We start from the raw sequence: 21,145 nt of genomic DNA, 5'->3' as shown, positions 1-21,145 counted from the left end.
CTCTTATTTAACCTTCTTAGCTAACATGGTTGCAAATTGAAGAGCGATGGGATTGCCATATTCATCCAAACGGTGAAGGTGACCAAGATTTTCATTATACTTGACTAACTCCCAGTCACTATAATAATTTTTCAACTCTCCCTCATCAAACGTAAATGGGAAAGGCATGGTACAAGGGTGTTCCTCAGTATCCATGGCACAAACAATCAGATTGTAACCACCTACGACAGTACGCTCTTGTATATTCTTGATAATATCCGGAATTTGATCGGGATCAAGGAACATGAAGACTACTGTTGAGAGGATGAAATCAAAGGTCTCAGATTCAGGAAGAGCAGCAGCATTGATATCGTAGTAGCCAGCTCTAACATTGTAATTTTCCTCATCTGCAATCATTTGGATGCGTTGTGTAGCTTCGTTATTAACATCAACGGCTGTAACATCATGCCCAAGAGATGCCAAATAAAGAGCGTTACGACCGTGACCACAGCCTAGGTCAAGGGTACGACCAGGTTTGATATGGCCAGATTGGACTGCTTCAAGAACCTCGGAGTGGGCCTTAGTATCATACTTTTTAGCCATGTAGTCTTCAGGTTTACAGTAAAAAGAAAGATAGCATTCCAAATCATCTGAAGCAGCAGCGATGCGATGCCAAGCTTGTGGTTCAACAAAAGGAATCTCTGTCTCGGGGGTAAAGAGATGCTCTGCAGTAACCTCTCCCTCTTCGTCTAATTCGTAGAAGTGAAGAGATCCCGATAGAATGGTCAATTTAGCCCAAGTTCCCACCTTAGTATTGTGTTTTTGCGTCACCATTTCCGGAAGTGTTGTAGCTGTCCAGTTTGGTAAACGTTTGTAGCAAAGAAGTTGCTGATCTATAGTCATTTTATGAGTTCCTTTCAAACGGTATGGCTCTATTATAGCAAAAGTATGGAAAAAGAAAAAAGGCCTAGCCAGGTGAGCTAGACGCTTTTCTTGTGAGAGATCTGATAATCTAGGAATGGGGAAAAGTGTTTGGGGAAGATAGGTATAAATGTTAAGAAGGGTTCCTAGACTATTTAGAAAATGTTTATGAGAACAATAAGTTTTAAGTGATAAAGCATTTATCTATAACTCATTAGGTCTCTCTTTACATTATCTATTGTACCAAAAAAAATCAGAGAAAATTTACATATTTTTAAAATATGTAAGAAAAAATCATGAACAGTCATTTTCTGATCTTGAATGGTAATTTTGTGAGAATTATTTTGAACGATTACTAATCTACTAGGTTAATATCAAGGCCTATGTGCTTTAGATACAATAAAAAACGCCTAGCTGCTGTTGCTAGACGTTCTTTATTAGGAGAGATCTGGAAATCTAGGAATGGGGGAAAAGTGTTTGGGGAAGATAGGTATAAATGTTAAGAAGGGTTCCTAGACTATTTTTATTCCGTTTATGAGAATAATGAGTAAAAACTAACAAAGTTGAGTTTTCTAACTCATCCGGTCTCTCTTTACATTTTCTATTTTACCAAAAAAAATGGAGAAAACTTTACATATTTTTAAAATATGTAAGAAAAAATCATGAACAGTCATTTTCTGGTCTTGAATGGTCATCTCACTTGTATAAAAAAAACAGAACCTGATAGGTCTGCTTATAAATTATAGTGATGGTGTAAGAACTTAAATCTTGCTATAGAGCTTCTTAACATTGTTAATATCAACTGGTTGGATACTTGTCTTACCACCTTTAGGTTCCATTACAGAGGCAACAGCACTGTTGTGCTCAAGTCCAATTGAGTGGCCTAATTCGTGTTGCGCAGTGTTAAGGAGTTTTCCACCATTCTTTTGATAATAATTGTTTTGAACATGGAAGGTGTTCAAGTAAACAGTAGCATTACTATATTGCTTAGTTGGGAGGTAGTAAGTAGAGTAGGTAACCCCAAGAGGAGCTGCTACATTACCTTCATAACGTTCATCAGCAATGATGTTAGCTTTTTGTTTATCGTTAGTGAGCAAGAAATTAAAGGCACCAGTGTTATTCCAAGAAGTGATAGCTTGTTTGTAGGCATTCACGATTTCAGGATTTTTAGCATTGATGAAGACTGTTGCTTCCTTAGTTGACCAGTGAGGAGTGTCGTAATTCTCTTTTACCAGTTCGTTATTCTTTTGCCATACTTGAGCAATTCGGTCCACTGGTTTAGCAGGTTGGATAGGAGTAGCTTTAGGAGCTGTAGGTTTAGTGACAGTCGTTGTTGGCTTCTTAGGTTGTGTCGTTGTAGAAGGCGCTGGCTTGTTTACAACAGTTGTTGGTTTCTTAGGTTGAGTTGTAGATGTTGTAGGTTTGTTAGCGACTGTGGCTGGTTTTTTAGGTTGACTAACAGCAGGAGTTGATTGTTTAGGTTTTGTTGTAGCTGTTGTCGTGGGCTTTGTAGAAGGTGTTAATGGTTTTGGAATATAAGTAGATAGAATCTTATGAACGTTACCATTATTAATTTCTGTTGATACCCATGTAGCACCATCTTTTGACCAGGTTTGTGCTTGAGCGACAGTTTCGGTCTTTGGTTCAGAGTGATTTTCTATAGCCTTATGATTGCTATCTGTATTTGTCGGAATTCTAGTCCCATAGGTTTTGCTACCAGTCTGGCTGTCGACAGTACTGCTAGCTGTTTGACTATCTTGTTTCAATTCCTCAAAAGTCGGAGTATTTGTGGGCGTTTGTTCATAGTCATTTTCATGTGTATGAAGATCATCTACAGAGGTATGTGACACAGTAGTCACAGTAGTAGGTGTTTCACTAGATACACCTGTTTGAGTGATGGTATTGGTATTTGTAGTTGTTTCAAGTTCAGAAAATGTCATAGCCTGGTTAGGATCTGAAACATAGGTTTGATCCGCAGAGGCATGCTGAGGACTTCCCACAAGAAAAGCACTAATGATACCAACAGTTGCAAGGGTTAAGATGGTCTTTGTCTTAGTCCCTTGCGTTTTAAAAGAACGTAACATAACTTTCTCCTTTTTAATATAAAACAAAAACAGTTCTCATGATAACATCTAAAAATGAAGATAAAGTGACAGGGAGATAACAATTGTTTTATAAATGAAATGAGGTAAGTTAAAAAGACTTTATGCTGTACAAAAAGGAATATTATCCGATTAATTATGATAAAATGTTAAATAGGTATATTAAAGTATATTAGAAAGAAAGAGGGAAATAAGATGCTTTCTATTATCGTCCTTGAAGATGATGCCTTGCAGCGTCATCGTGTTAGTCGTTTATTGGACGAAGCAGTTGAGGAGTCGAAGGCCGTTGTTGATGGGATTACCTTTTATGAGCAAGGTCAGGAATTGTTAGATGCTGATAGAGGTTCGGGTAAATCCATGGTTTATCTTTTGGATATTGACCTTAAAAATCAAACGAAGCAGGGACTAGATATTGGGCTTGAAATCCGTAAGGAAGACTTGAAAGCACAAATCGCTTTTGTTACAGCCTACTCTGAGTTTATGCCCTTGACCTTCCGTTATAAGATTCAAGCTCTGGACTTTGTTGATAAATCCATGGAAGATGCAGATCTTAAGAGAGCCTTGGTAGAACTTTTAGATTTTGCGTATTCGCAGGTTGAGCAAGAAACCAAGGCACAGAGTCTGACGGTAAAAACGGATAAAAATGATGTTAATATTCCTTATGATGACATTTTATACATTGAAACAGCCCCTGTGCCACATAAGTTGATTGCTCACACCAAGTCAAATCTAGTAGAATTCTATGGAAAAATTGCAGAAGTAGCGAAATTGGATGATATTTTCTTCCAAACGCATCGCTCTTTTGTTGTCAATGTGAGTAATGTGACAAGTGTGGATCGTACGGCTAATATGGTCTTCTTTGAGGGAGACGAGTCATGCCTCCTCTCGCGGACACGTAAAAAGGAACTTTTGGAACGATTGAAAAATCGTTAAGGCTCAGATTTTCCCCTTCTTCTCTAATCATTATTGAAAGTTTTCTGAAATTCGAGATAATTATTTAATTTTATCTCATATAATAGCAGGAAGTGTGATAAAATAGTAATGTGGCTTTTTACTGCTTATTTAAGATTACTAGAAGGAGGTGGCTAACCATTAAATGATGCTCAATTTGCAAATTGCATTAGAATATCTTTTGCATTTCATCGTCATACAGTGGATTTACGAAAAGACCAGCTTGGTCAAGATACCACGTATGATTCTTCCTATTGCGTTCTTAGTTGAATGTATAGGGGGGATACTGGGGATGTCATATAATGTCGGTTTGTCCTTTATGACACCGTTCTACCTTCTTTTCTATGCTTATTTCTATGGCAAGGAAAGAACCACCAATATGTTGGCATTTTATGCTTTCTATCCTCTTGTTCTTTATCTTTTGATTTTTAATGGTTATGCCTACTTTTTGATGCCGGGATTTGGTATCACATCGGATTTCCTTAACAAAAGTTATCTTTATTTCATTTTCTTTGACCTTTTAATTATTCCAACATTTGTCGCTCTTTCCAAACTTCTTAATATTGATTTTAAATATTTGAGGGTTTTGGAGCGAGATCGCAAATTTGGTCGGATAATGTTTTTCACTAACTTTGTTTTGATTAGTTATGTGATTATGAACTATTCCGTAGTTGTGGCTTCGCGTTTCTTTGATTTGTACTATGCTGGCCATATTATAACCTTGATTGGCTATATAGCGATTCTTTATGCTGTTTACAGTGTCAATAGATACGCAGATGAGTACTTTGAAAATGAGCGAAGAAAAGAAAATCGTCGTCACTTGGATGACCTAGAGAAGTATTCTGAACAAGTCGAAAGTCTTTACGAAACGTTACGCAGTTTCCGTCACGACTATACTAATGTTATGATTTCGCTTAATGAAGCCATTCAGATGAAAGACATCGACCAAATCAAGATGATTTATGATAGTGTCTTGAAAGATTCGGCATCAGATTTGAAGCAGCAAAAGTTTGATTTGGCAAAATTAACTCGTGTGACCAACATGCCGCTTAAGAGTCTGTTGTCATCTAAAGTAGCCGAAGCTTTTGATAAAGGTATTCAATGTCATGTTGAGGTTGAAGAGGGCGTCTTCTTCACAGATATGCGTCCACTCGACTTGATTACAATCATATCCATTCTTTGTGATAATGCTATAGAAGCTACTGTATTAGCAGATGAACCAAAATTATCTATCGCTATCTTTAAGATGGAAAATCAATCCGTTATTGTTGTTGAGAATTCAACTAAGGAAGCTTCTATTGATGTAGCTCCTTTGAAACAAAGAGGATTTTCAACAAAAGGAACAGGTCGAGGATTGGGCTTGGCAAATATCGAAGAGATTCTCTTTAGATACGATAATGTCACGCTTGAAACGGAATCAGCACAACACCGTTTTGTCCAATTATTGTCTATTACACCAAAAGAAGATTAATGGGGATTTAATAAGAATTTTTAGAATTCTTGTTAATCCCTATTTTTATGTTAAAAAGTATGGTAAAATAGGGAAGTTAATCATGTGTTTTTTAATTCAGGGGGATTTATTATGTTGAAAGACGAATGGTTAGAGTACTTTGAGGCCGTGAATGGCCGAAAACCAAGACCAATCGACTTTAAAGAAGCCTTGGAACGAGGAGAGTTTGTTCTCTCTGAAGGTGCAGAGGCTCACCAAGTAGCTGATCAAGGAGAGTCTTCAGCTGACCAACAGTTTGAAGAAGGAACCGCAACTGCCAGAGCACTAGCCCAGTCTCAGAAAGAGCGTGACAACGCGCAAGAGGCTATGGCAAATGTGGCTCAAGAAAAGAGAAAGGCCCTATCTCAAGAGACTGTTGGTCAAGTAAGAACCATTCAGTCGGGCCGCCAGGCTGAGGATATTCAAAAAGAAGAGGAACAACGCAAACGCGTCGCAGAGGCTAAGGAGCGTTTGGCAAGTTATGCGCCAACCCGTCCAGATGCAGAAAATCATTCTGTTAATACCTCGAGTGAGCCTAATCAATCTATTCCAGTTTTCAGTAACCAAGCACAGCATCTTGGATTGTCTGAGGATTTGACAAAACTTGATCATAAGGAAGAAAAAGCAGCTAAGAAGCTTGCTCGTCAAGCTACTCGTGATAAGAAAAAGGCTGAAAAATTAGCTGCTAAAGCTAAATCTAAGGAAGAACAGACAGTTGCCAGACTAGAAAAGAGATTGGAAAGTCAGGTTCGTCTTCTAGAAACGATTCAAAACGCTAATCAAAAATCGCAAAAGGCCAAAAATTGGGGCAAAGGAGCCTTGATTTCTAGTCTTGTTGCTGTTGTTTTGATGTTGCTTGTTGGTGGTGTATACGGTTTTTGGCGTAATGCTTCGGGGAACATTGAGGGGACTTGGGAATTAAAATCGTCTAAGGTATTGGACGAAAATTCTGGAAAGTTAACCAATGCTCTGAAAGAACATGAAGATAAAGATGAAATTTACGTCTCTTTCCTTAAAGTTGATCAGTCTAATAATTTACAAACACATTCTTACTTTTATAAAAAAGGTGAGGAGGATCAGCCTACTTTTACAGCTTCAGATTATTTGAAGGAATATCAAGTTGTTGATCAGTGGAATAAATCGATTACCTATACTAAAGAAGTTTCAGAATTTAAGCGTGAGTTGACTAAAGTTGTCTCGCAACTTTATCCAAATGCAGATAAGAATCTAGTAGATTACTATATTTCGGATAATGTAGATAACTATCGACTCTACCGTAAAGGGAAACGCACCAAGTCTTATACTGTAAATAAAGATACCTTGGTTGTTTCTACCTACAACGAGGATGGCAAGTTGACCAGTCGTGATACTTACGAGAAAGTGTCGAAGGCAGCTGCTAAGGGTTTAGAAGCTGAATATGCTGAAGCAAAGGTAGCTTATGAAAAAAATCACAAGACTACAACTAAGAAATAGTCGAAAAGGAAGTTAGAGTTTGACTCTAACTTTTTTTGTAGAAATTTTAAGTCTGTCAAGTTTTTTTCTTGACACATAAAAATGATATGGTATACTAGTTAAGGTCGAGGGGCGATAAGTGCCCCCACCATAATAAAAAACTAAAGAAAAGAGATATTAAAAATGGCAGTAAAAATCCGTTTGACTCGTATGGGTTCTAAGAAAAAACCTTTCTACCGTATTAACGTTGCAGATTCACGTGCTCCACGTGATGGACGTTTCATCGAAACAGTTGGTACTTACAACCCACTCGTTGAAGAAAACCAAGTAACACTTAAAGAAGAACGTGTTCTTGAGTGGTTGTCTAAAGGTGCACAACCTTCAGATACAGTTCGTAACATCCTTTCAAAAGAAGGCGTTATGAAGAAATTCCACGAATCAAAATTCTCAAAATAATTTTTTAGCCTATGGATACCATTGAAAATCTTATTATCGCTATCGTTAAACCTTTAATTGCTTCACCAGATCAGTTGACCATCAAAATTATTGACGGTCCTGAGTTTTTGGAGTACCATCTTGATCTTGCCCCAGCCGATATTGGGCGTGTTATCGGGAAAAAAGGACGTACTATTACGGCGATAAGAGCGATTGTCTATTCGGTACCTACTCAAGGTAAAAAAGTTCGTCTTGTTATTGACGAAAAAGAGAAAGCTTAAGAGGTGACCCTAGGGTTGCCTTTTTTGCATATTTTGGTTATACCTAGGAGTCTTTGGTATAATAAGAGCGTCAAAGCATTAAGCTCAGGAAAAACTAGAAATCTAGTTTAGAGGTCGGTTTAATGACTAAGTTGAAGCATTAGCCTAAAAAAGGAGTAATTATGACTTATCAGGAAGCGTTGGATTGGATTCATGGACAATTAAAATTTGGCATCAAGCCTGGGTTGGAGCGTATGGCTTGGATGCTTAAAGAGTTGGGAGATCCACAAGATAATCTCAAGGCTGTGCATATCGTGGGAACAAACGGCAAAGGGTCTACAGTCAATGCCCTCCAAACCATTTTCACCCAAGCAGGTTATGAAGTTGGAACCTTTACTTCACCCTATATTATTGACTTCAAGGAACGAATCTCTCTTAATGGTCAGATGATTTCAGAAGAGGACTTACTTGACCTGGTTAATCGTGTGAAGCCTGTGGTTGAACGTCTACCAAAAGAGACAGAGCATGAAAATGCGACAGAGTTTGAAATTATCACAGTCTTGATGTTCCTCTATTTTGGTCAGATCCATCCTGTGGATATCGCATTCATTGAAGCGGGAATGGGTGGTCTTCATGATTCGACTAATCTCTTTAAGCCCTTGGCAGTCCTGTGTCCATCGATTGGTTTAGATCATCAGGCTATTTTGGGAAATACCCATGCTGAAATTGCAGCAGAAAAAGCTGGTGTTTTGAAGAATGGGGCTCCCTTTATTTATGCGACTGACCGTACTGATGTTCGAGATGTTTTCGAGAAGAAGGCGCGTGAAGAAGGTTCTAAGACCTATGAGCTGGGGAGAGATTTCACAGCTGAAGGGTCAAGCCATTCCTTTGATTTTACCTATGGAGAGCAAAGGTTAGATGATATAGCCTTGGCTATGGCCGGTCAACACCAAGTGGCAAATGCTAGCTTGGCTATCATGGCTTCTTTATTGCTTCAAAAAGATTATCCTAAAGTAACTCTTGAACTCATAAAGAATGCCCTGGCTCATGCCCATTGGCGAGGTCGAACAGAATTTTTAAGACCTAATCTCATGATTGATGGTGCTCATAATAATGAGAGTGTTAAAGTTTTGATTGACTTGTTGCAATCAGAGTATGCCAATAAGGAGATTGAACTTCTCTTTGCAGCGATTGATACCAAGCCTATTGACGGTATGCTTGCCCAACTAAAATCGGTTGGTGACTTGACTGTAACGAGTTTTGACTATCCAAACAGTGTTAAATTAGATAAATACCCAGAGGCTTATAAGCAGGTACCAGACTTCAAAACATGGATTAAAGAACATGTGACGACTGACAATAAGAAACTTTATGTGGTAACGGGATCTCTATACTTCATTTCTCAGGTCAGAAAATGGGTTTTAGAGCAGGCAAGTGATGGTTAAGACTTGAAAGATGACATTTAGGGGCGTATAATAGCCCTCGTATGTTTTAAAAGTAAGGAGATCACAATGTTTCAACGTCTGAAAAACATTTTAATCGGTGAACCTTTAACTCATGATGATAGTGGTGATGGACACTTATTGTCCAAGATTCAGGCCTTGGCCATGTTGTCGAGTGATGCACTTTCATCTATCGCCTATGGTCCAGAGCAGGTCGTCTTGGTTCTGACAGCTGTATCTAGTGCGGCTATTTGGTGGTCAATCCCTATTGGACTTTTGGTTCTCGTCCTTTTGGCCAGTCTTACCATTTCTTATAGACAGGTTATCAAAGCCTATCCTCAAGGTGGTGGCGCCTATATGGTAACGACGGAAAATCTGTCTCCTAAGTTTGGCTTGATAGCTGGTGGTAGTCTTTTGGTCGATTACATGTTGACGGTTGCTGTTTCAGTGGCCTCAGGTGCAGATGCCATTACTTCAGCCCTTCCCTTCCTGCATCCTTTCAATCTTGAAATATCAATGATTTTGGTGCTTGTTTTGATGGTTATGAACCTTAGGGGAATGCGTGAATCGGCAAAATCTTTGATGATACCAGTTTATCTCTTCATTGTTTCGACGCTCTTCCTATTGGGATTTGGTTTCTTTCAAATTCTAACGGGTCATATGCCTAACGCAGCCACAGCACATTTAGGACAACCAATTACAGGTGTGTCTTTGATTCTTATTTTAAGGGCCTTTACTTCAGGTTCTGCCTCATTGACAGGGGTAGAAGCTATCTCTAACGCGGTGCCTTTCTTTAAGAAACCTAAGGCCAAAAATGCAGCTTCAACCCTCTTTATTATGTCTAGCATTTTGGGGGCTATGTTTGCGGGAATCACCTTCCTCAACTGGTGGACAGGTATTACACCTCATGCAGGAGTAACCATCTTGTCACAAATGGCTAGAGAAATTCTCGGTCAGTCATGGATTGGTAGTATTCTATTTTACGTTTTCCAATTCTCTACTGCCATGATTCTTGCAGTAGCGGCTAACACAGGTTTTTCAGCCTTTCCGATGTTGTCCTTTAATATGGCGAAAAATAAATACATGCCTCACATGTACCTTGAAAAAGGGGCACGTATGGGATACTCTAATGGGATCTTGACACTTGCAATTGGTGCCATTACCCTTTTGTTTATTTTCCGAGGAAATACGGAACGGTTGATTCCACTTTATACCATCGGTGTATTCATTCCATTTGCTCTTTCTCAAACGGGGATGGTTATCCATTGGATTCGTGAATATGGTAAGGGATTCTGGAAACACTCTTTAGCTAATATCTTGGGTGCCCTCATTTGTTATGCTATTGTTCTCATTCTCTTCCTTTTCCGTTTAGGAGATATCTGGCCATTCTTCCCAATTATTGCAATCTTGATGTGGATGTTCCTTAAGATTAAAAAACACTATAATGGTGTTGCTCAACAGTTGCGTATTGATGGGGCGGTAGAAGAACACCATTATCAAGGAAATATTGTTCTTATCCTCGTTGGGAATGTTACCAAGGCTAATATCGGAGCTATTTCCTATGCACGTTCTATTGGTGACAAGGTTATCGCCATGCATGTATCTACTAAGGATACGGAGAACAAGGACAAGGAAACTGAACAAGAGTTTAAAAAATATTTCCCTGAAATTGAGATTGTTCATATCCAATCACCGTACAGCTCAATCACTCAGTCGACCATTCAGTATGTGGATGAGGTCGCCACTCAAGCTGAGAAGGATAATGCGACTTTGACAGTCATGATTCCTCAGTTTGTACCTAAAAAATCATGGCAAACCATGCTTCACAACCAAATGAGTTTACGATTGAAATATTATCTCAAATGGCGTGAGAATATTGTGGTTTCATCCTATTCTTACCACTTGAAAGACTAAAAAATATAAGCGAAGATAACCTCTATATGAAAGGTGGTCTTCGCTTTTTTTGAGATTTAGGTAGCTAGGAAATCTTATTTTTTGCAAGAAAAATCCAGCAAAATAAGGTATAATAGATAGTATTATAACGTTGCAAGAGGAAATTATGGCAAATCAAGAAAAAGTAGAACAAGCAGTCTATCAACTATTGGAAGCTCTAGGTGAAAATCCTGAGCGTGAGGGACTTTTGGACACACCAAAACGTGTGGCTAAGATGTATGCTGAAATGTTTTCAGGTCTAAATGAAGACCCTAAGGATCAATTTACAGCTGTCTTTTCAGAAGTCCATGACGAAGTTGTCCTTGTCAAGGATATTCCTTTTTACTCTATGTGTGAGCACCATTTGGTTCCATTTTATGGGAAGGCCCATGTGGCTTATTTGCCAAGTGGAGACAAGGTGACAGGACTTTCCAAATTAGCGCGTGCGGTTGAAGTAGCTGCTCGTCGTCCGCAGTTGCAAGAACGTCTTACAGATCAAGTTGCTACAGCACTTGAAGAAGCTCTGAATCCTCGAGGAGTTTTTGTCATGGTTGAAGCAGAGCACATGTGCATGACCATGCGAGGCATTAAGAAACCAGGAAGTAAGACAATCACAACTGTCGCTAAGGGCCTTTATAAAGAAGACCGTGAAGAACGCAAGGAAATTCTTTCATTGATGCGTGATTTTTAGGAGTTAAGATGTTTATTGGCAAACATGAGATTGCAGGTAAGGCCTGTATTATGGGAATCTTGAATGTCACCCCTGATTCTTTCTCAGATGGTGGCGATTTTGACACTGTAGAGGATGCGTTGGCTCAGGTTGAGCGTATGATTGCCCGGGGGGCTGCTATTATTGATGTAGGTGGCGAATCTACAAGACCAGGAGCAGAATTTGTAACTGAGGAAGAAGAGATTGCTCGTATCGTGCCAGTTATTCAGGCTATCAAGGCAAAATATGATGTGCTCATCAGTATTGATACCTATAAGACAGCCACTGCCAGAGCTGCTCTTGAAGCAGGGGCAGATATTCTAAATGACGTCTGGGCAGGACTCTATGATGGTCAGATGCTAGCTTTAGCAGCTGAAAAGAATGTGCCGATTATCCTCATGCATAATCAAAAAGAAGAAGTATACAATGATGTCACAGAAGATGTCTGTACATTCCTTAGTCAACGTGCCCAGGCCGCCTTGGAAGCAGGTGTGGACAAGGACAATATCTGGATTGATCCAGGCTTTGGCTTTGCGAAAAATGTCCAACACAATATTGACCTGCTAAAAGGTTTGGACAAGGTCGTTGCCTTGGGCTATCCTGTTCTTTTTGGGATTTCTCGTAAGCGTGTTGTGGACTACCTACTAGGTGGAAATACCCAAGCTAAGGACCGTGATCAGGGAACGGCTGCTCTATCTGGCTATGCTGTTAGCAAGGGCTGTCAGATTGTCCGTGTGCATAATGTTGATGCCAATCGTGATATTGTTAAGACTATTTCAGGGATTTTATGATACTAAAAAAAGCTCAATCGAGCTTTTTTTCTTAGTCTTGAATTGTCCAAACGCTGACAGATTTTTCAGAGACTGGGAAGTCTCCCCATCCGTCTTCGTCAATGGTTACAGTATCAGAGCAGTTTCCAAGAATGTCATAGAAGGTTTGTCCAGCCCAATCACTACCAATTTCCATAGACTTGCTGTTAGCAGCATCATTAGAGATTGTTACAGCTAATGGAGTGCCATCTTCGTTGCCAGAGCGTGTCCATCCAATACAGTTTGGATCATCAAAGTAGTCTGTTTGCTCTCCGTAAGCTAGGTCTTTACGAGCGTAGAGCAAGGTATCTAGAATCTCTTGGAAATTTTCTTGGGCAAATTCACCTTCAATGCCATAGTAGTCACCATAAAATAGGCAAGGAAGACCGTCTTCACGGAGAAGAATGAGAGCATAAGCAGCTGGTTTAAACCATTCTTCAACAGTAGATTCTAGAGCTTGTCCGCGTTGAGTGTCGTGGTTGTCTACGAAGGTCACGGCATGTTCAGGATGATTTTTGACCAAAGAATGATCGAAAATTGTTGTTAAATCATAATCAGCTCCAGCTTTGCTAGCGTTGTGTAGATTGTTGTGAAGGGGAACATCAACGAGGTCAAAACGTTTTTCAATCTTTTCAAGATAGGTATTGTTATCCTCTTCGTTACCATTCCAAAATTCACCAAAGACATAGAAATCCTGCCCTTGTTTTTCTTTGACATCACGGATAAAGTTACGCATGAAGAATGAATCGATGTGCTTGATTGCATCCATGCGGAATCCTTGAACACCTGTTGTTTCAACGAACCAATCTGCCCATTCGTAAATGTTTTCAATAACTTCAGGGTGTTTATAGTCTAGGTTAGCATACATAAGGTAGTCAAAGTTACCATTCTCATTGTCAACCAAGTCGTTGTCTGCCCAACCTTTGTTGTCACCTTGGATAAGATAGATGCCACTTTTATTACGTTTGGCATCGAAGTCAGTTCCGTTAAAGTGGTACCAGTGCCATTCAAAATCGTTGTAGGCCTTATTGCGTCCGTCAAAGGTGAAGTGTGTCCAACCTTCGATCTCAAATGGTTCGCTGATCTCTTGGGTACGGTCCTCTGGGTCAACTTCGACCACTTCGAAGGTCTCGAGTTTATCAGCTGCTGCCTTGTGGTTAAGCACAACGTCGGCCATAGGTACGATACCAACTTCTTTGAGTTGGCTGATAGCATTGAGATACTCTTCTTTGAGGCCATATTTGGTGCGAACAGTTCCTTTTTGGTCGAACTCCCCAAGGTCAAAGAGGTCGTAGACACCGTAACCAACGTCATCTTTGTTTGTAGCCTTAAAAGCAGGTGGCATCCAAACGTGGCTGATGCCTAGGTCTGCCAAATGTTGGGCATCTTCAGCCAAATTGTTCCAGTGTTGACCGTCGCTTGGGAGATACCACTCAAAGTACTGCATTGCGGTTTGATTTGTCATAGTTTTTTTCCTTATTAGTTGAGATAGTCTTGCTTATAATTAGGAGTTTTTTAAACTCCTGTGCCTATATTTTACCAAATCAGAAGAATTACGCAACCGATTGCATAAGCGTAAACACAATAACTTCAGATCTGTCTAAAATATCATACTAATAAGAGTCCAACTTTTCAACTGTTTTGTGCTAGAATAAAGAGGAGTCTAGTCGTCTGAAGGAGAAATTATGGATAAAATTATTTTAAATGGTTGCCGTTTTTATGGCTATCACGGGGCTTTTGCTGAGGAACAGACCCTAGGGCAAATTTTTGTGGTAGATTTGGAATTGGCTGTCGATTTGACCAAGGCATCACAAAGTGACAATCTAGAAGATACGGTTCACTATGGTTTGGTTTTTGAAGCCGTGCAAAAACAAGTGGAAGATAAAAAGTATATTTTGATTGAGCGTTTGGCTGGTGTGATTTGTGAGGATTTATTTGCACAATTTCCACCAATTCAATCTATTAAAGTTCGAATTACCAAGGAAAATCCACCAATTAATGGGCATTATAAGAGTGTTGGTATCGAATTGGAGCGTAGCCGATGACAAGAGTTTATTTGAGTTTGGGATCTAATATGGGAGACCGTCAAGGCTATCTTCAAAAAGCTGTGAAGGCCTTGAATGACTTACCTGAGACGGAGGTTAAAGCGGTATCCTCTTATTATGAAACGGCTGCTTGGGGACTGACAGATCAGGCTGATTTTTTGAATCTTGCCTTGGCTTTAGAGACGAAGTTGCCAGCAGAGACCTTACTAAGGTCATGTCAGCAAATTGAAAAAGACCTTGATCGCGTTCGTCATGAACATTGGGGGCCTCGGACGGTAGATATAGATATTCTTCTATATGGGCAGGAAATCTGGGAGACTGAGCACCTTAAAGTGCCTCACCCATATATGAGTCAGAGAGCTTTTGTTCTGGTGCCCTTAGTAGAAATAGCAGATGATTTGGTTGATCCTAAAACTGGCCAAGCCTACAAAAATTATTTGAGTCAATTAAACACTAGTGATGTCCGTAAATTGGAGCTTATGGACTAGCTTTGCGTGAAATTCCTTGTCGTCAAGATGGGGAATTTTTGCTATAATTGAACTTGGCTTTTTGCTGTATTTTTCTTCTAATTTTTAGGGAAAAATACTAACTCATTTTTAGGTAGTGATAGTAATATGGGGAAGTCTATCACGATACCTACAAAGAAAACAATGTATAGAAAAAGTATGGAAAATAACATGTTAGATGAACTTAAAGAAGATTTAGTGGGGATTGATATTCGTTTCGATGAACCCTTAAAACGTTATACATATACCAAGGTTGGTGGTCCAGCTGATTATTTGGCCTTTCCACGTAACCGCTATGAACTCTCTCGTATTGTCAAATTTGCTAATAAGCATGACATTCCTTGGATGGTGCTTGGTAATGCCAGCAATTTGATTGTCCGTGACGGTGGTATCAGAGGTTTTGTGATTATGTTTGACAGGCTCAATGGTATCGCAGTTAATGGTTATCAAATTGAAGCTGAAGCGGGAGCTAACTTGATTGCGACAACCAAGGTAGCCCGTTTCCAAAGTTTGACTGGTTTTGAATTTGCAGCGGGGATTCCAGGTAGTGTTGGTGGTGCCGTCTTTATGAATGCTGGTGCCTATGGTGGCGAGATTGCCCATATCTTGGTTTCTGCTCAGGTTCTTACAAAAGACGGTGATATTCGTACGATTGACGCAAGAGATATGCGCTTTGGTTATCGTCGTTCAGTGCTCCAAGAAACCGGAGAAGTGGTTATTTCAGCTAAATTCAACCTCAAACCAGGAGACTACGAGCAAATCAAGAATGAGATGAACCGTCTTAATCACTTGCGAGAGCTTAAACAACCTCTTGAATACCCTTCATGTGGTTCGGTCTTTAAACGTCCACCAGGTCACTTTGCAGGTCAGCTGATTATGGAAGCTAACCTCAAGGGACATCGTATCGGCGGTGTTGAGGTGTCAACTAAGCATGCTGGTTTCATGGTCAATGTTGATCACGGAACAGCTAAAGATTATGAAGACCTTATTGCAGATGTTATCGCCAAGGTTAAGGAAAATTCAGGTGTTACACTAGAGCCTGAAGTACGTATCATTGGCGACAAATTAAACTAATAAAACCCTATCCCTATATTTGCTATCCATGGAGGATTTATGACAATTGACTAATCCGATTATTGCCTTTCGAAACGTCTCAAAAGTGTTTGAAGACAGTGGCACACAAGTTTTAAAAGACATCAACTTTGAATTAGAAGAAGGTAAGTTTTATACCCTACTTGGGGCTTCTGGTTCTGGTAAATCAACGATTTTGAACATCATTGCAGGTCTATTAGATGCGACCAGTGGTGACGTCCTTTTGGATGGAAAACGTATCAATGATATTCCTATCAATAAAAGGGATGTTCACACCGTTTTCCAATCTTATGCTCTCTTTCCACATATGAATGTCTTTGACAATGTGGCTTTTGCTCTTAAATTGAAAAAGGTGCCTAAAAAGGAAATTGAAGAGCGTGTAGAAGAAGCCTTAAAGATGGTTCAACTAAATGGTTATCAAAAGCGCTCGATTCAAAAATTATCAGGTGGTCAACGTCAACGTGTGGCTATTGCTCGTGCGATTATTAACCAACCCCGTGTAGTCCTTTTGGATGAGCCTTTGTCAGCACTGGATTTGAAACTACGTACTGAAATGCAATACGAGTTGCGCGAATTGCAACAACGTTTAGGGATTACTTTTGTCTTTGTCACTCATGATCAGGAAGAGGCCTTGGCCATGTCGGACTGGATTTTTGTTATGAATGATGGTGAAATTGTTCAATCAGGAACTCCGGTTGATATCTATGATGAACCGATTAATCACTTCGTTGCAACCTTTATTGGAGAATCTAACATCCTACCAGGTGTTATGATTGAGGACTATTTGGTTGAGTTCAATGGGAAACGTTTTGAATCTGTCGATGGAGGAATGCGTCCTAACGAACCTGTCGAAGTGGTTATTCGTCCTGAAGATTTGCAGATTACACTTCCTGAGGAAGGCAAATTGCAAGTTCGCGTGGAAACTCAGCTCTTCCGTGGGGTCCACTATGAAATCATTGCCTATGACAATCTTGGCAATGAATGGATGATTCATTCAACCCGTAAGGCGATTGAGGGTGAGATTATCGGTCTTGATTTTACGCCTGAGGATATTCATATCATGCGTCTTAATGAGACAGAAGAAGAGTTCGATGCACGTATTGAAGAATATGTGGAAGTGGAAGAACATGAAGATGGCTTGATTAATGCCATTGAGGAGGAGCGCTATGAAGAAAACAGCTAGCCTCTTCTCGGTACCTTACCTCCTTTGGCTCCTACTCTTCGTGGTTGCTCCAGTGCTCATGCTACTCTATCAGTCTTTCTTTGATATCAGTGGCAACTTTACTTTGGATAATTATGGCACCTTCTTTTCCAGTTGGACTTACTTAAGGATGAGTTTTAACTCGGTTCTTTATGCAGCCATCATTACTCTGGTAACGCTTATTATCTCTTATCCGACGGCATATCTTTTAACCAGACTGAAGCATAAGCAACTTTGGTTGATGTTGGTCATTTTGCCAACCTGGGTCAATCTCCTTCTGAAAGCCTATGCTTTTATGGGGATTTTTGGTCAACAAGGCGGTATCAATGCCTTTCTCGGTTTCTTTGGGATTGCACCCATGCAAATCCTCTTTACGGATTTCTCCTTTATTTTCGTAGCTAGTTACATTGAAATTCCCTTTATGATTCTACCGATTTTCAATGCACTGGATGATTTGGATGAAAATATTGTGAATGCAAGTAAAGATTTGGGAGCCAATGATTGGCAGACCTTTACCAAGGTTATTTTTCCCTTATCGCTTAATGGGGTACGCTCTGGTGTCCAGTCGGTCTTCATTCCTAGTCTCAGCCTCTTTATGCTGACACGCTTGATTGGTGGTAACCGAGTTATCACCCTAGGGACAGCCATCGAACAGCATTTCCTCACGACACAAAACTGGGGAATGGGGGCAACCATTGGTGTTGTTCTTATTGCTGCTATGATTGCGACAATGTGGTTAACAAAGGAGAGACGTCAATGAAAAAATTTGCAAATCTCTATTTAGCTCTTGTCTTTGTTATCCTTTACCTGCCAATCTTTTATTTAATCGCCTACTCTTTCAACAGTGGTGGCGATATGAATAGTTTCACAGGTTTTACTCTGGATAACTACCAGAGCATGTTTTCAGATAGCCGTCTTATGTTAATTCTGACTCAAACCTTCTTTTTAGCTTTCCTTAGCGCTCTTCTAGCAACGATTATTGGTACCTTTGGGTCTATCTTTATCTATGAGAGTAAACAAAAGCAACAGACTGGGATTTTATCCCTAAATAACGTGCTCATGGTTGCACCGGACGTCATGATTGGTGCTAGTTTCTTGATTCTCTTCACCTTGATTGGTTTCCAATTAGGCTTTGTATCTGTCTTATTGAGTCACATTGCTTTTTCAATCCCAATTGTGGTTCTCATGGTGTTGCCACGTCTCAAGGAAATGAATCGAGATATGGTGAATGCCGCTTATGACCTAGGTGCAACTCAATGGCAGATGTTACGTGAGGTTATGTTGCCATACTTGACACCTGGTATTATTGCTGGTTATTTCATGGCCTTTACCTATTCATTGGATGACTTTGCAGTAACCTTCTTTGTAACGGGAAATGGTTTTTCAACACTTGCTGTGGAAATTTACTCACGTGCACGTAAGGGGATTTCTCTGGAAATCAATGCCTTGTCAACCGTTGTTTTCCTATTCTCTATTCTTTTAGTGATAGGTTATTATGCGATTACCAAGGAGAAGGAGGAGCAGGATGCGTAGACTCTATCAATTTCTGGCAGGTATCTTAGCCATTATCTTCTTCCTTTGGGGCATCTCTGCCTACATGCAGAGTCGTACAGGAAATGTGTCGGACAAATTAGTTATCTATAACTGGGGTGATTATATTGACCCAGACCTCCTGACCAAGTTTACAAAAGAAACGGGCATCAAGGTTCAGTACGAAACCTTTGATTCCAATGAAGCCATGTATACCAAGATTAAGCAGGGCGGAACAACCTACGATATCGCTGTGCCGTCAGACTATACCATTGATAAAATGGTTAAGGAAGACCTTTTGGTGAAGTTGGATAAATCTAAAATCAAAGGTTTTGACCAGATTGGCCCAAGCTTTAAAGGACTTAGTTTTGACCCTCACAATGACTATTCCATCCCTTATTTCTGGGGAACTGTCGGTATTGTTTATAATACAAAATTGGTGAAAAAAGCACCACAGCACTGGGATGATCTTTGGTCACCAGATTACAAAAACCAGATTATGCTAGTTGATGGTGCGCGTGAAGTCCTTGGTTTCTCACTCAATAGCCTGGGATATAGCTTGAATACGAAGAACATGACTGAATTACGTTTGGCTGAAACTAAACTTAATAGTCTAACACCAAATATCAAGGCTATTGTTGGTGACGAGATGAAGGGCTACATGGTTCAAGGTGATGCGGCCATTGGAGTAACCTTCTCAGGGGAAGCTAGTGAGATGCTTGATAAAAATGAGGACCTACGTTATGTTGTCCCATCTGAAGGCTCAAATCTTTGGTTTGATAATCTGGTGATTCCTAAGACTGTAAAGCATGAAAAAGAGGCCTATGCCTTTATCAATTTCATGCTTAAACCAGAAAATGCAGCCAAAAATGCTGAATATATCGGTTATGCCACACCTAACCAAGCAGCTAAAGCCTTGCTTCCAAAGAGTATCACTGATGATAAAGCCTTTTATCCCTCAGAATCAACCATTAAAAACCTTGAAGTCTATAACAACTTGGGACAAAAATGGCTAGGAATCTATAACGATATTTACCTTCAAGTCAAGATGTATCGTAAATAAGTCTTTTGAGATTTGAGTTTTAGATGCCATCTAGAATGATTCTTCCAACGATTTTATTTTCGAAAATACTAAGAGGCTGAAACGCAATCGTTTCAGCCTTTTTCTTACATCGAAAAGTCTCGCCTATTGCGGACAAATTTCTCGACTAACAGGAGTTTCCAAGTTTTCAGGAGTGCTAACACATAAGCGATAAAGAAAGTGTCTCTTTTACACTATTTCAAATGAGCCATACTATTTTTCTTGAAAAATTGTATTGCTGTGCTATAATAAAGCAAAGAAATTTTTAATGTTTATTTTGGAGGACTTAACATGCAAGCAGCACTTCTCTTTTTACTGTTTTCCTTCCTGATTATTTTGGGAATTCTCATTAGTATGCTTTACGTTGTACGTCAACAGTCAGTGGCTATCGTTGAACGTTTTGGACGTTATCAAAAAATTGCAACGAGTGGGATTCATATGCGTTTACCATTTGGTATCGATAAAATTGCCGCTCGTATTCAATTACGTTTGCTTCAAAGTGAGATTGTGGTTGAGACTAAGACAAAGGATAATGTCTTTGTCATGATGAATGTGGCTACTCAATATCGTGTTAATGAGCAAAATGTTACAGATGCTTACTATAAACTCATGCGTCCAGAAGCTCAAATTAAATCATACATTGAGGATGCTCTCCGTTCATCAGTTCCTAAATTGACGCTCGATGAACTCTTTGAGAAGAAAGATGAAATTGCCCTTGAGGTTCAACACCAAGTGGCTGAAGAAATGACAACTTATGGGTATATCATTGTTAAGACTTTGATTACCAAAGTTGAACCAGATGCTGAAGTTAAACAGTCTATGAACGAAATCAATGCTGCCCAACGTAAGCGTGTCGCAGCTCAAGAATTGGCAGAAGCTGATAAGATCAAGATTGTTACAGCAGCTGAAGCCGAAGCTGAAAAAGATCGTCTTCACGGGGTCGGTATTGCCCAACAACGTAAGGCAATCGTTGATGGATTGGCTGAATCTATCGCAGAACTTAAAGAGGCCAATGTGGGTATGTCTGAAGAGCAGATTATGTCTATTCTCTTGACTAACCAATATCTAGATACCCTTAATACTTTTGCGGCTAAAGGCAATCAAACCTTATTCCTACCAAATAATCCAAACGGTGTGGATGATATTCGTACCCAAATTTTGTCAGCCTTAAAGACAGATAATAAAAATTAAGCACAAAAAGAAGCCAGA

General features: G+C 39.7%; 20 protein-coding genes. 17 read left to right on the top strand and 3 right to left on the bottom strand.

All coding sequences use genetic code 11. The features are described 5' to 3' along the window. Positions 1 to 3: 3 nt before the first annotated feature. Together tehB and HMPREF1519_RS08360 are read right to left on the bottom strand one after the other, a co-directional pair. Complete coding sequence (tehB, locus tag HMPREF1519_RS08365; protein ID WP_022496801.1) at positions 4 to 882, bottom strand: SAM-dependent methyltransferase TehB; 879 nt, start codon at positions 880 to 882, stop codon at positions 4 to 6. Positions 883 to 1,661: 779 nt separating this feature from the next. Next, complete coding sequence (locus HMPREF1519_RS08360) at positions 1,662 to 2,984, bottom strand: matrixin family metalloprotease (RefSeq protein ID WP_022496802.1); 1,323 nt, start codon at positions 2,982 to 2,984, stop codon at positions 1,662 to 1,664. Between the two features lie 213 nt (positions 2,985 to 3,197). Between HMPREF1519_RS08360 and HMPREF1519_RS08355 the strand changes: the two genes are divergently transcribed. The 9 genes from HMPREF1519_RS08355 to folP all read left to right on the top strand — a co-directional run bounded on the left by HMPREF1519_RS08355 (position 3,198) and on the right by folP (position 12,463). Further along, complete coding sequence (locus tag HMPREF1519_RS08355) at positions 3,198 to 3,935, top strand: LytR/AlgR family response regulator transcription factor (RefSeq protein ID WP_022496803.1); 738 nt, start codon at positions 3,198 to 3,200, stop codon at positions 3,933 to 3,935. Positions 3,936 to 4,245: 310 nt separating this feature from the next. Next, positions 4,246 to 5,424, top strand: coding sequence for a sensor histidine kinase (locus HMPREF1519_RS08350; protein WP_002884300.1), 1,179 nt, complete (start codon positions 4,246 to 4,248; stop codon positions 5,422 to 5,424). A gap of 111 nt (positions 5,425 to 5,535) precedes the next feature. Then, positions 5,536 to 6,915, top strand: coding sequence for a hypothetical protein (locus tag HMPREF1519_RS08345; protein WP_022496805.1), 1,380 nt, complete (start codon positions 5,536 to 5,538; stop codon positions 6,913 to 6,915). Positions 6,916 to 7,077: 162 nt separating this feature from the next. Next, the gene (gene rpsP / locus HMPREF1519_RS08340; RefSeq protein ID WP_002884675.1) at positions 7,078 to 7,350 is read left to right on the top strand and encodes a 30S ribosomal protein S16; all 273 of its coding nucleotides are present in this window, start codon (positions 7,078 to 7,080) and stop codon (positions 7,348 to 7,350) included. An 11-nt stretch (positions 7,351 to 7,361) separates the two neighbouring features. Further along, positions 7,362 to 7,610, top strand: coding sequence for a KH domain-containing protein (locus HMPREF1519_RS08335; RefSeq protein ID WP_002884680.1), 249 nt, complete (start codon positions 7,362 to 7,364; stop codon positions 7,608 to 7,610). 161 nt (positions 7,611 to 7,771) lie between these two features. Further along, a complete protein-coding gene (locus HMPREF1519_RS08330; protein WP_022496806.1) occupies positions 7,772 to 9,034 on the top strand; it encodes a bifunctional folylpolyglutamate synthase/dihydrofolate synthase in 1,263 nt (420 codons plus the stop codon). 66 nt (positions 9,035 to 9,100) lie between these two features. Then, positions 9,101 to 10,945 carry an APC family permease gene (locus HMPREF1519_RS08325; RefSeq protein WP_037611869.1) on the top strand — a complete coding sequence of 615 codons (1,845 nt, stop codon included), beginning with the start codon at positions 9,101 to 9,103 and terminating at the stop codon, positions 10,943 to 10,945. 145 nt (positions 10,946 to 11,090) lie between these two features. Next, positions 11,091 to 11,654: a GTP cyclohydrolase I FolE gene (gene folE / locus HMPREF1519_RS08320; protein ID WP_002884345.1), complete on the top strand. Its 564-nt coding sequence runs from the start codon at positions 11,091 to 11,093 to the stop codon at positions 11,652 to 11,654. A gap of 8 nt (positions 11,655 to 11,662) precedes the next feature. Next, the gene (gene folP, locus HMPREF1519_RS08315) at positions 11,663 to 12,463 is read left to right on the top strand and encodes a dihydropteroate synthase (RefSeq protein ID WP_022496808.1); all 801 of its coding nucleotides are present in this window, start codon (positions 11,663 to 11,665) and stop codon (positions 12,461 to 12,463) included. Between the two features lie 31 nt (positions 12,464 to 12,494). Here the strand turns inward: folP and HMPREF1519_RS08310 are convergent, their stop codons facing one another. Then, positions 12,495 to 13,946: an alpha-amylase gene (locus tag HMPREF1519_RS08310; protein ID WP_022496809.1), complete on the bottom strand. Its 1,452-nt coding sequence runs from the start codon at positions 13,944 to 13,946 to the stop codon at positions 12,495 to 12,497. A 220-nt stretch (positions 13,947 to 14,166) separates the two neighbouring features. Here HMPREF1519_RS08310 and folB point away from each other — a divergent pair, with 220 nt between their 5' ends. From folB to HMPREF1519_RS08270, 8 genes are all read left to right on the top strand, one after another. Further along, complete coding sequence (gene folB, locus HMPREF1519_RS08305; RefSeq protein ID WP_002884716.1) at positions 14,167 to 14,526, top strand: dihydroneopterin aldolase; 360 nt, start codon at positions 14,167 to 14,169, stop codon at positions 14,524 to 14,526. Then, positions 14,523 to 15,014: a 2-amino-4-hydroxy-6-hydroxymethyldihydropteridine diphosphokinase gene (gene folK / locus HMPREF1519_RS08300; RefSeq protein ID WP_002884240.1), complete on the top strand. Its 492-nt coding sequence runs from the start codon at positions 14,523 to 14,525 to the stop codon at positions 15,012 to 15,014. The genes folB and folK overlap by 4 nt, the downstream gene beginning before the upstream one ends. A gap of 189 nt (positions 15,015 to 15,203) precedes the next feature. After that, the gene (gene murB / locus HMPREF1519_RS08295) at positions 15,204 to 16,106 is read left to right on the top strand and encodes a UDP-N-acetylmuramate dehydrogenase (RefSeq protein WP_022496810.1); all 903 of its coding nucleotides are present in this window, start codon (positions 15,204 to 15,206) and stop codon (positions 16,104 to 16,106) included. Positions 16,107 to 16,152: 46 nt separating this feature from the next. Next, a complete protein-coding gene (locus HMPREF1519_RS08290; protein WP_002884517.1) occupies positions 16,153 to 17,307 on the top strand; it encodes an ABC transporter ATP-binding protein in 1,155 nt (384 codons plus the stop codon). After that, positions 17,291 to 18,085 (top strand): ABC transporter permease, encoded by a 795-nt coding sequence (locus HMPREF1519_RS08285; protein WP_021143764.1) that lies wholly within the window; start codon positions 17,291 to 17,293, stop codon positions 18,083 to 18,085. The genes HMPREF1519_RS08290 and HMPREF1519_RS08285 overlap by 17 nt, the downstream gene beginning before the upstream one ends. After that, positions 18,082 to 18,858, top strand: coding sequence for an ABC transporter permease (locus tag HMPREF1519_RS08280; protein ID WP_022496811.1), 777 nt, complete (start codon positions 18,082 to 18,084; stop codon positions 18,856 to 18,858). Before HMPREF1519_RS08285 ends, HMPREF1519_RS08280 begins: the two co-directional genes overlap by 4 nt. After that, entirely contained in the window at positions 18,851 to 19,918 is a 1,068-nt protein-coding gene (locus HMPREF1519_RS08275; protein ID WP_022496812.1) for an ABC transporter substrate-binding protein, read from the top strand. The genes HMPREF1519_RS08280 and HMPREF1519_RS08275 overlap by 8 nt, the downstream gene beginning before the upstream one ends. 309 nt (positions 19,919 to 20,227) lie before the next feature. After that, positions 20,228 to 21,127 (top strand): SPFH domain-containing protein, encoded by a 900-nt coding sequence (locus HMPREF1519_RS08270; protein WP_004183097.1) that lies wholly within the window; start codon positions 20,228 to 20,230, stop codon positions 21,125 to 21,127. Positions 21,128 to 21,145: the final 18 nt, after the last annotated feature.

The organism is Streptococcus sp. SR4, assembly GCF_000517725.1.
Lineage (GTDB): Bacteria > Bacillota > Bacilli > Lactobacillales > Streptococcaceae > Streptococcus > Streptococcus salivarius_F.
Note: the sequence above shows the minus strand (reverse complement) of the source record. Positions and strands in the feature narration are given on the sequence as shown.

Bases quoted from the DNA above. Each gene is read 5' to 3' on its own strand.
- tehB (WP_022496801.1), bottom strand. From the start codon at position 882: ATGACTATAGATCAGCAACTTCTTTGCTACAAACGTTTACCAAACTGG.
- HMPREF1519_RS08360 (WP_022496802.1), bottom strand. From the start codon at position 2,984: ATGTTACGTTCTTTTAAAACGCAAGGGACTAAGACAAAGACCATCTTA.
- HMPREF1519_RS08355 (WP_022496803.1), top strand. From the start codon at position 3,198: ATGCTTTCTATTATCGTCCTTGAAGATGATGCCTTGCAGCGTCATCGT.
- HMPREF1519_RS08350 (WP_002884300.1), top strand. From the start codon at position 4,246: ATGTCATATAATGTCGGTTTGTCCTTTATGACACCGTTCTACCTTCTT.
- HMPREF1519_RS08345 (WP_022496805.1), top strand. From the start codon at position 5,536: ATGTTGAAAGACGAATGGTTAGAGTACTTTGAGGCCGTGAATGGCCGA.
- rpsP (WP_002884675.1), top strand. From the start codon at position 7,078: ATGGCAGTAAAAATCCGTTTGACTCGTATGGGTTCTAAGAAAAAACCT.
- HMPREF1519_RS08335 (WP_002884680.1), top strand. From the start codon at position 7,362: ATGGATACCATTGAAAATCTTATTATCGCTATCGTTAAACCTTTAATT.
- HMPREF1519_RS08330 (WP_022496806.1), top strand. From the start codon at position 7,772: ATGACTTATCAGGAAGCGTTGGATTGGATTCATGGACAATTAAAATTT.
- HMPREF1519_RS08325 (WP_037611869.1), top strand. From the start codon at position 9,101: ATGTTTCAACGTCTGAAAAACATTTTAATCGGTGAACCTTTAACTCAT.
- folE (WP_002884345.1), top strand. From the start codon at position 11,091: ATGGCAAATCAAGAAAAAGTAGAACAAGCAGTCTATCAACTATTGGAA.
- folP (WP_022496808.1), top strand. From the start codon at position 11,663: ATGTTTATTGGCAAACATGAGATTGCAGGTAAGGCCTGTATTATGGGA.
- HMPREF1519_RS08310 (WP_022496809.1), bottom strand. From the start codon at position 13,946: ATGACAAATCAAACCGCAATGCAGTACTTTGAGTGGTATCTCCCAAGC.
- folB (WP_002884716.1), top strand. From the start codon at position 14,167: ATGGATAAAATTATTTTAAATGGTTGCCGTTTTTATGGCTATCACGGG.
- folK (WP_002884240.1), top strand. From the start codon at position 14,523: ATGACAAGAGTTTATTTGAGTTTGGGATCTAATATGGGAGACCGTCAA.
- murB (WP_022496810.1), top strand. From the start codon at position 15,204: ATGTTAGATGAACTTAAAGAAGATTTAGTGGGGATTGATATTCGTTTC.
- HMPREF1519_RS08285 (WP_021143764.1), top strand. From the start codon at position 17,291: ATGAAGAAAACAGCTAGCCTCTTCTCGGTACCTTACCTCCTTTGGCTC.
- HMPREF1519_RS08280 (WP_022496811.1), top strand. From the start codon at position 18,082: ATGAAAAAATTTGCAAATCTCTATTTAGCTCTTGTCTTTGTTATCCTT.
- HMPREF1519_RS08275 (WP_022496812.1), top strand. From the start codon at position 18,851: ATGCGTAGACTCTATCAATTTCTGGCAGGTATCTTAGCCATTATCTTC.
- HMPREF1519_RS08270 (WP_004183097.1), top strand. From the start codon at position 20,228: ATGCAAGCAGCACTTCTCTTTTTACTGTTTTCCTTCCTGATTATTTTG.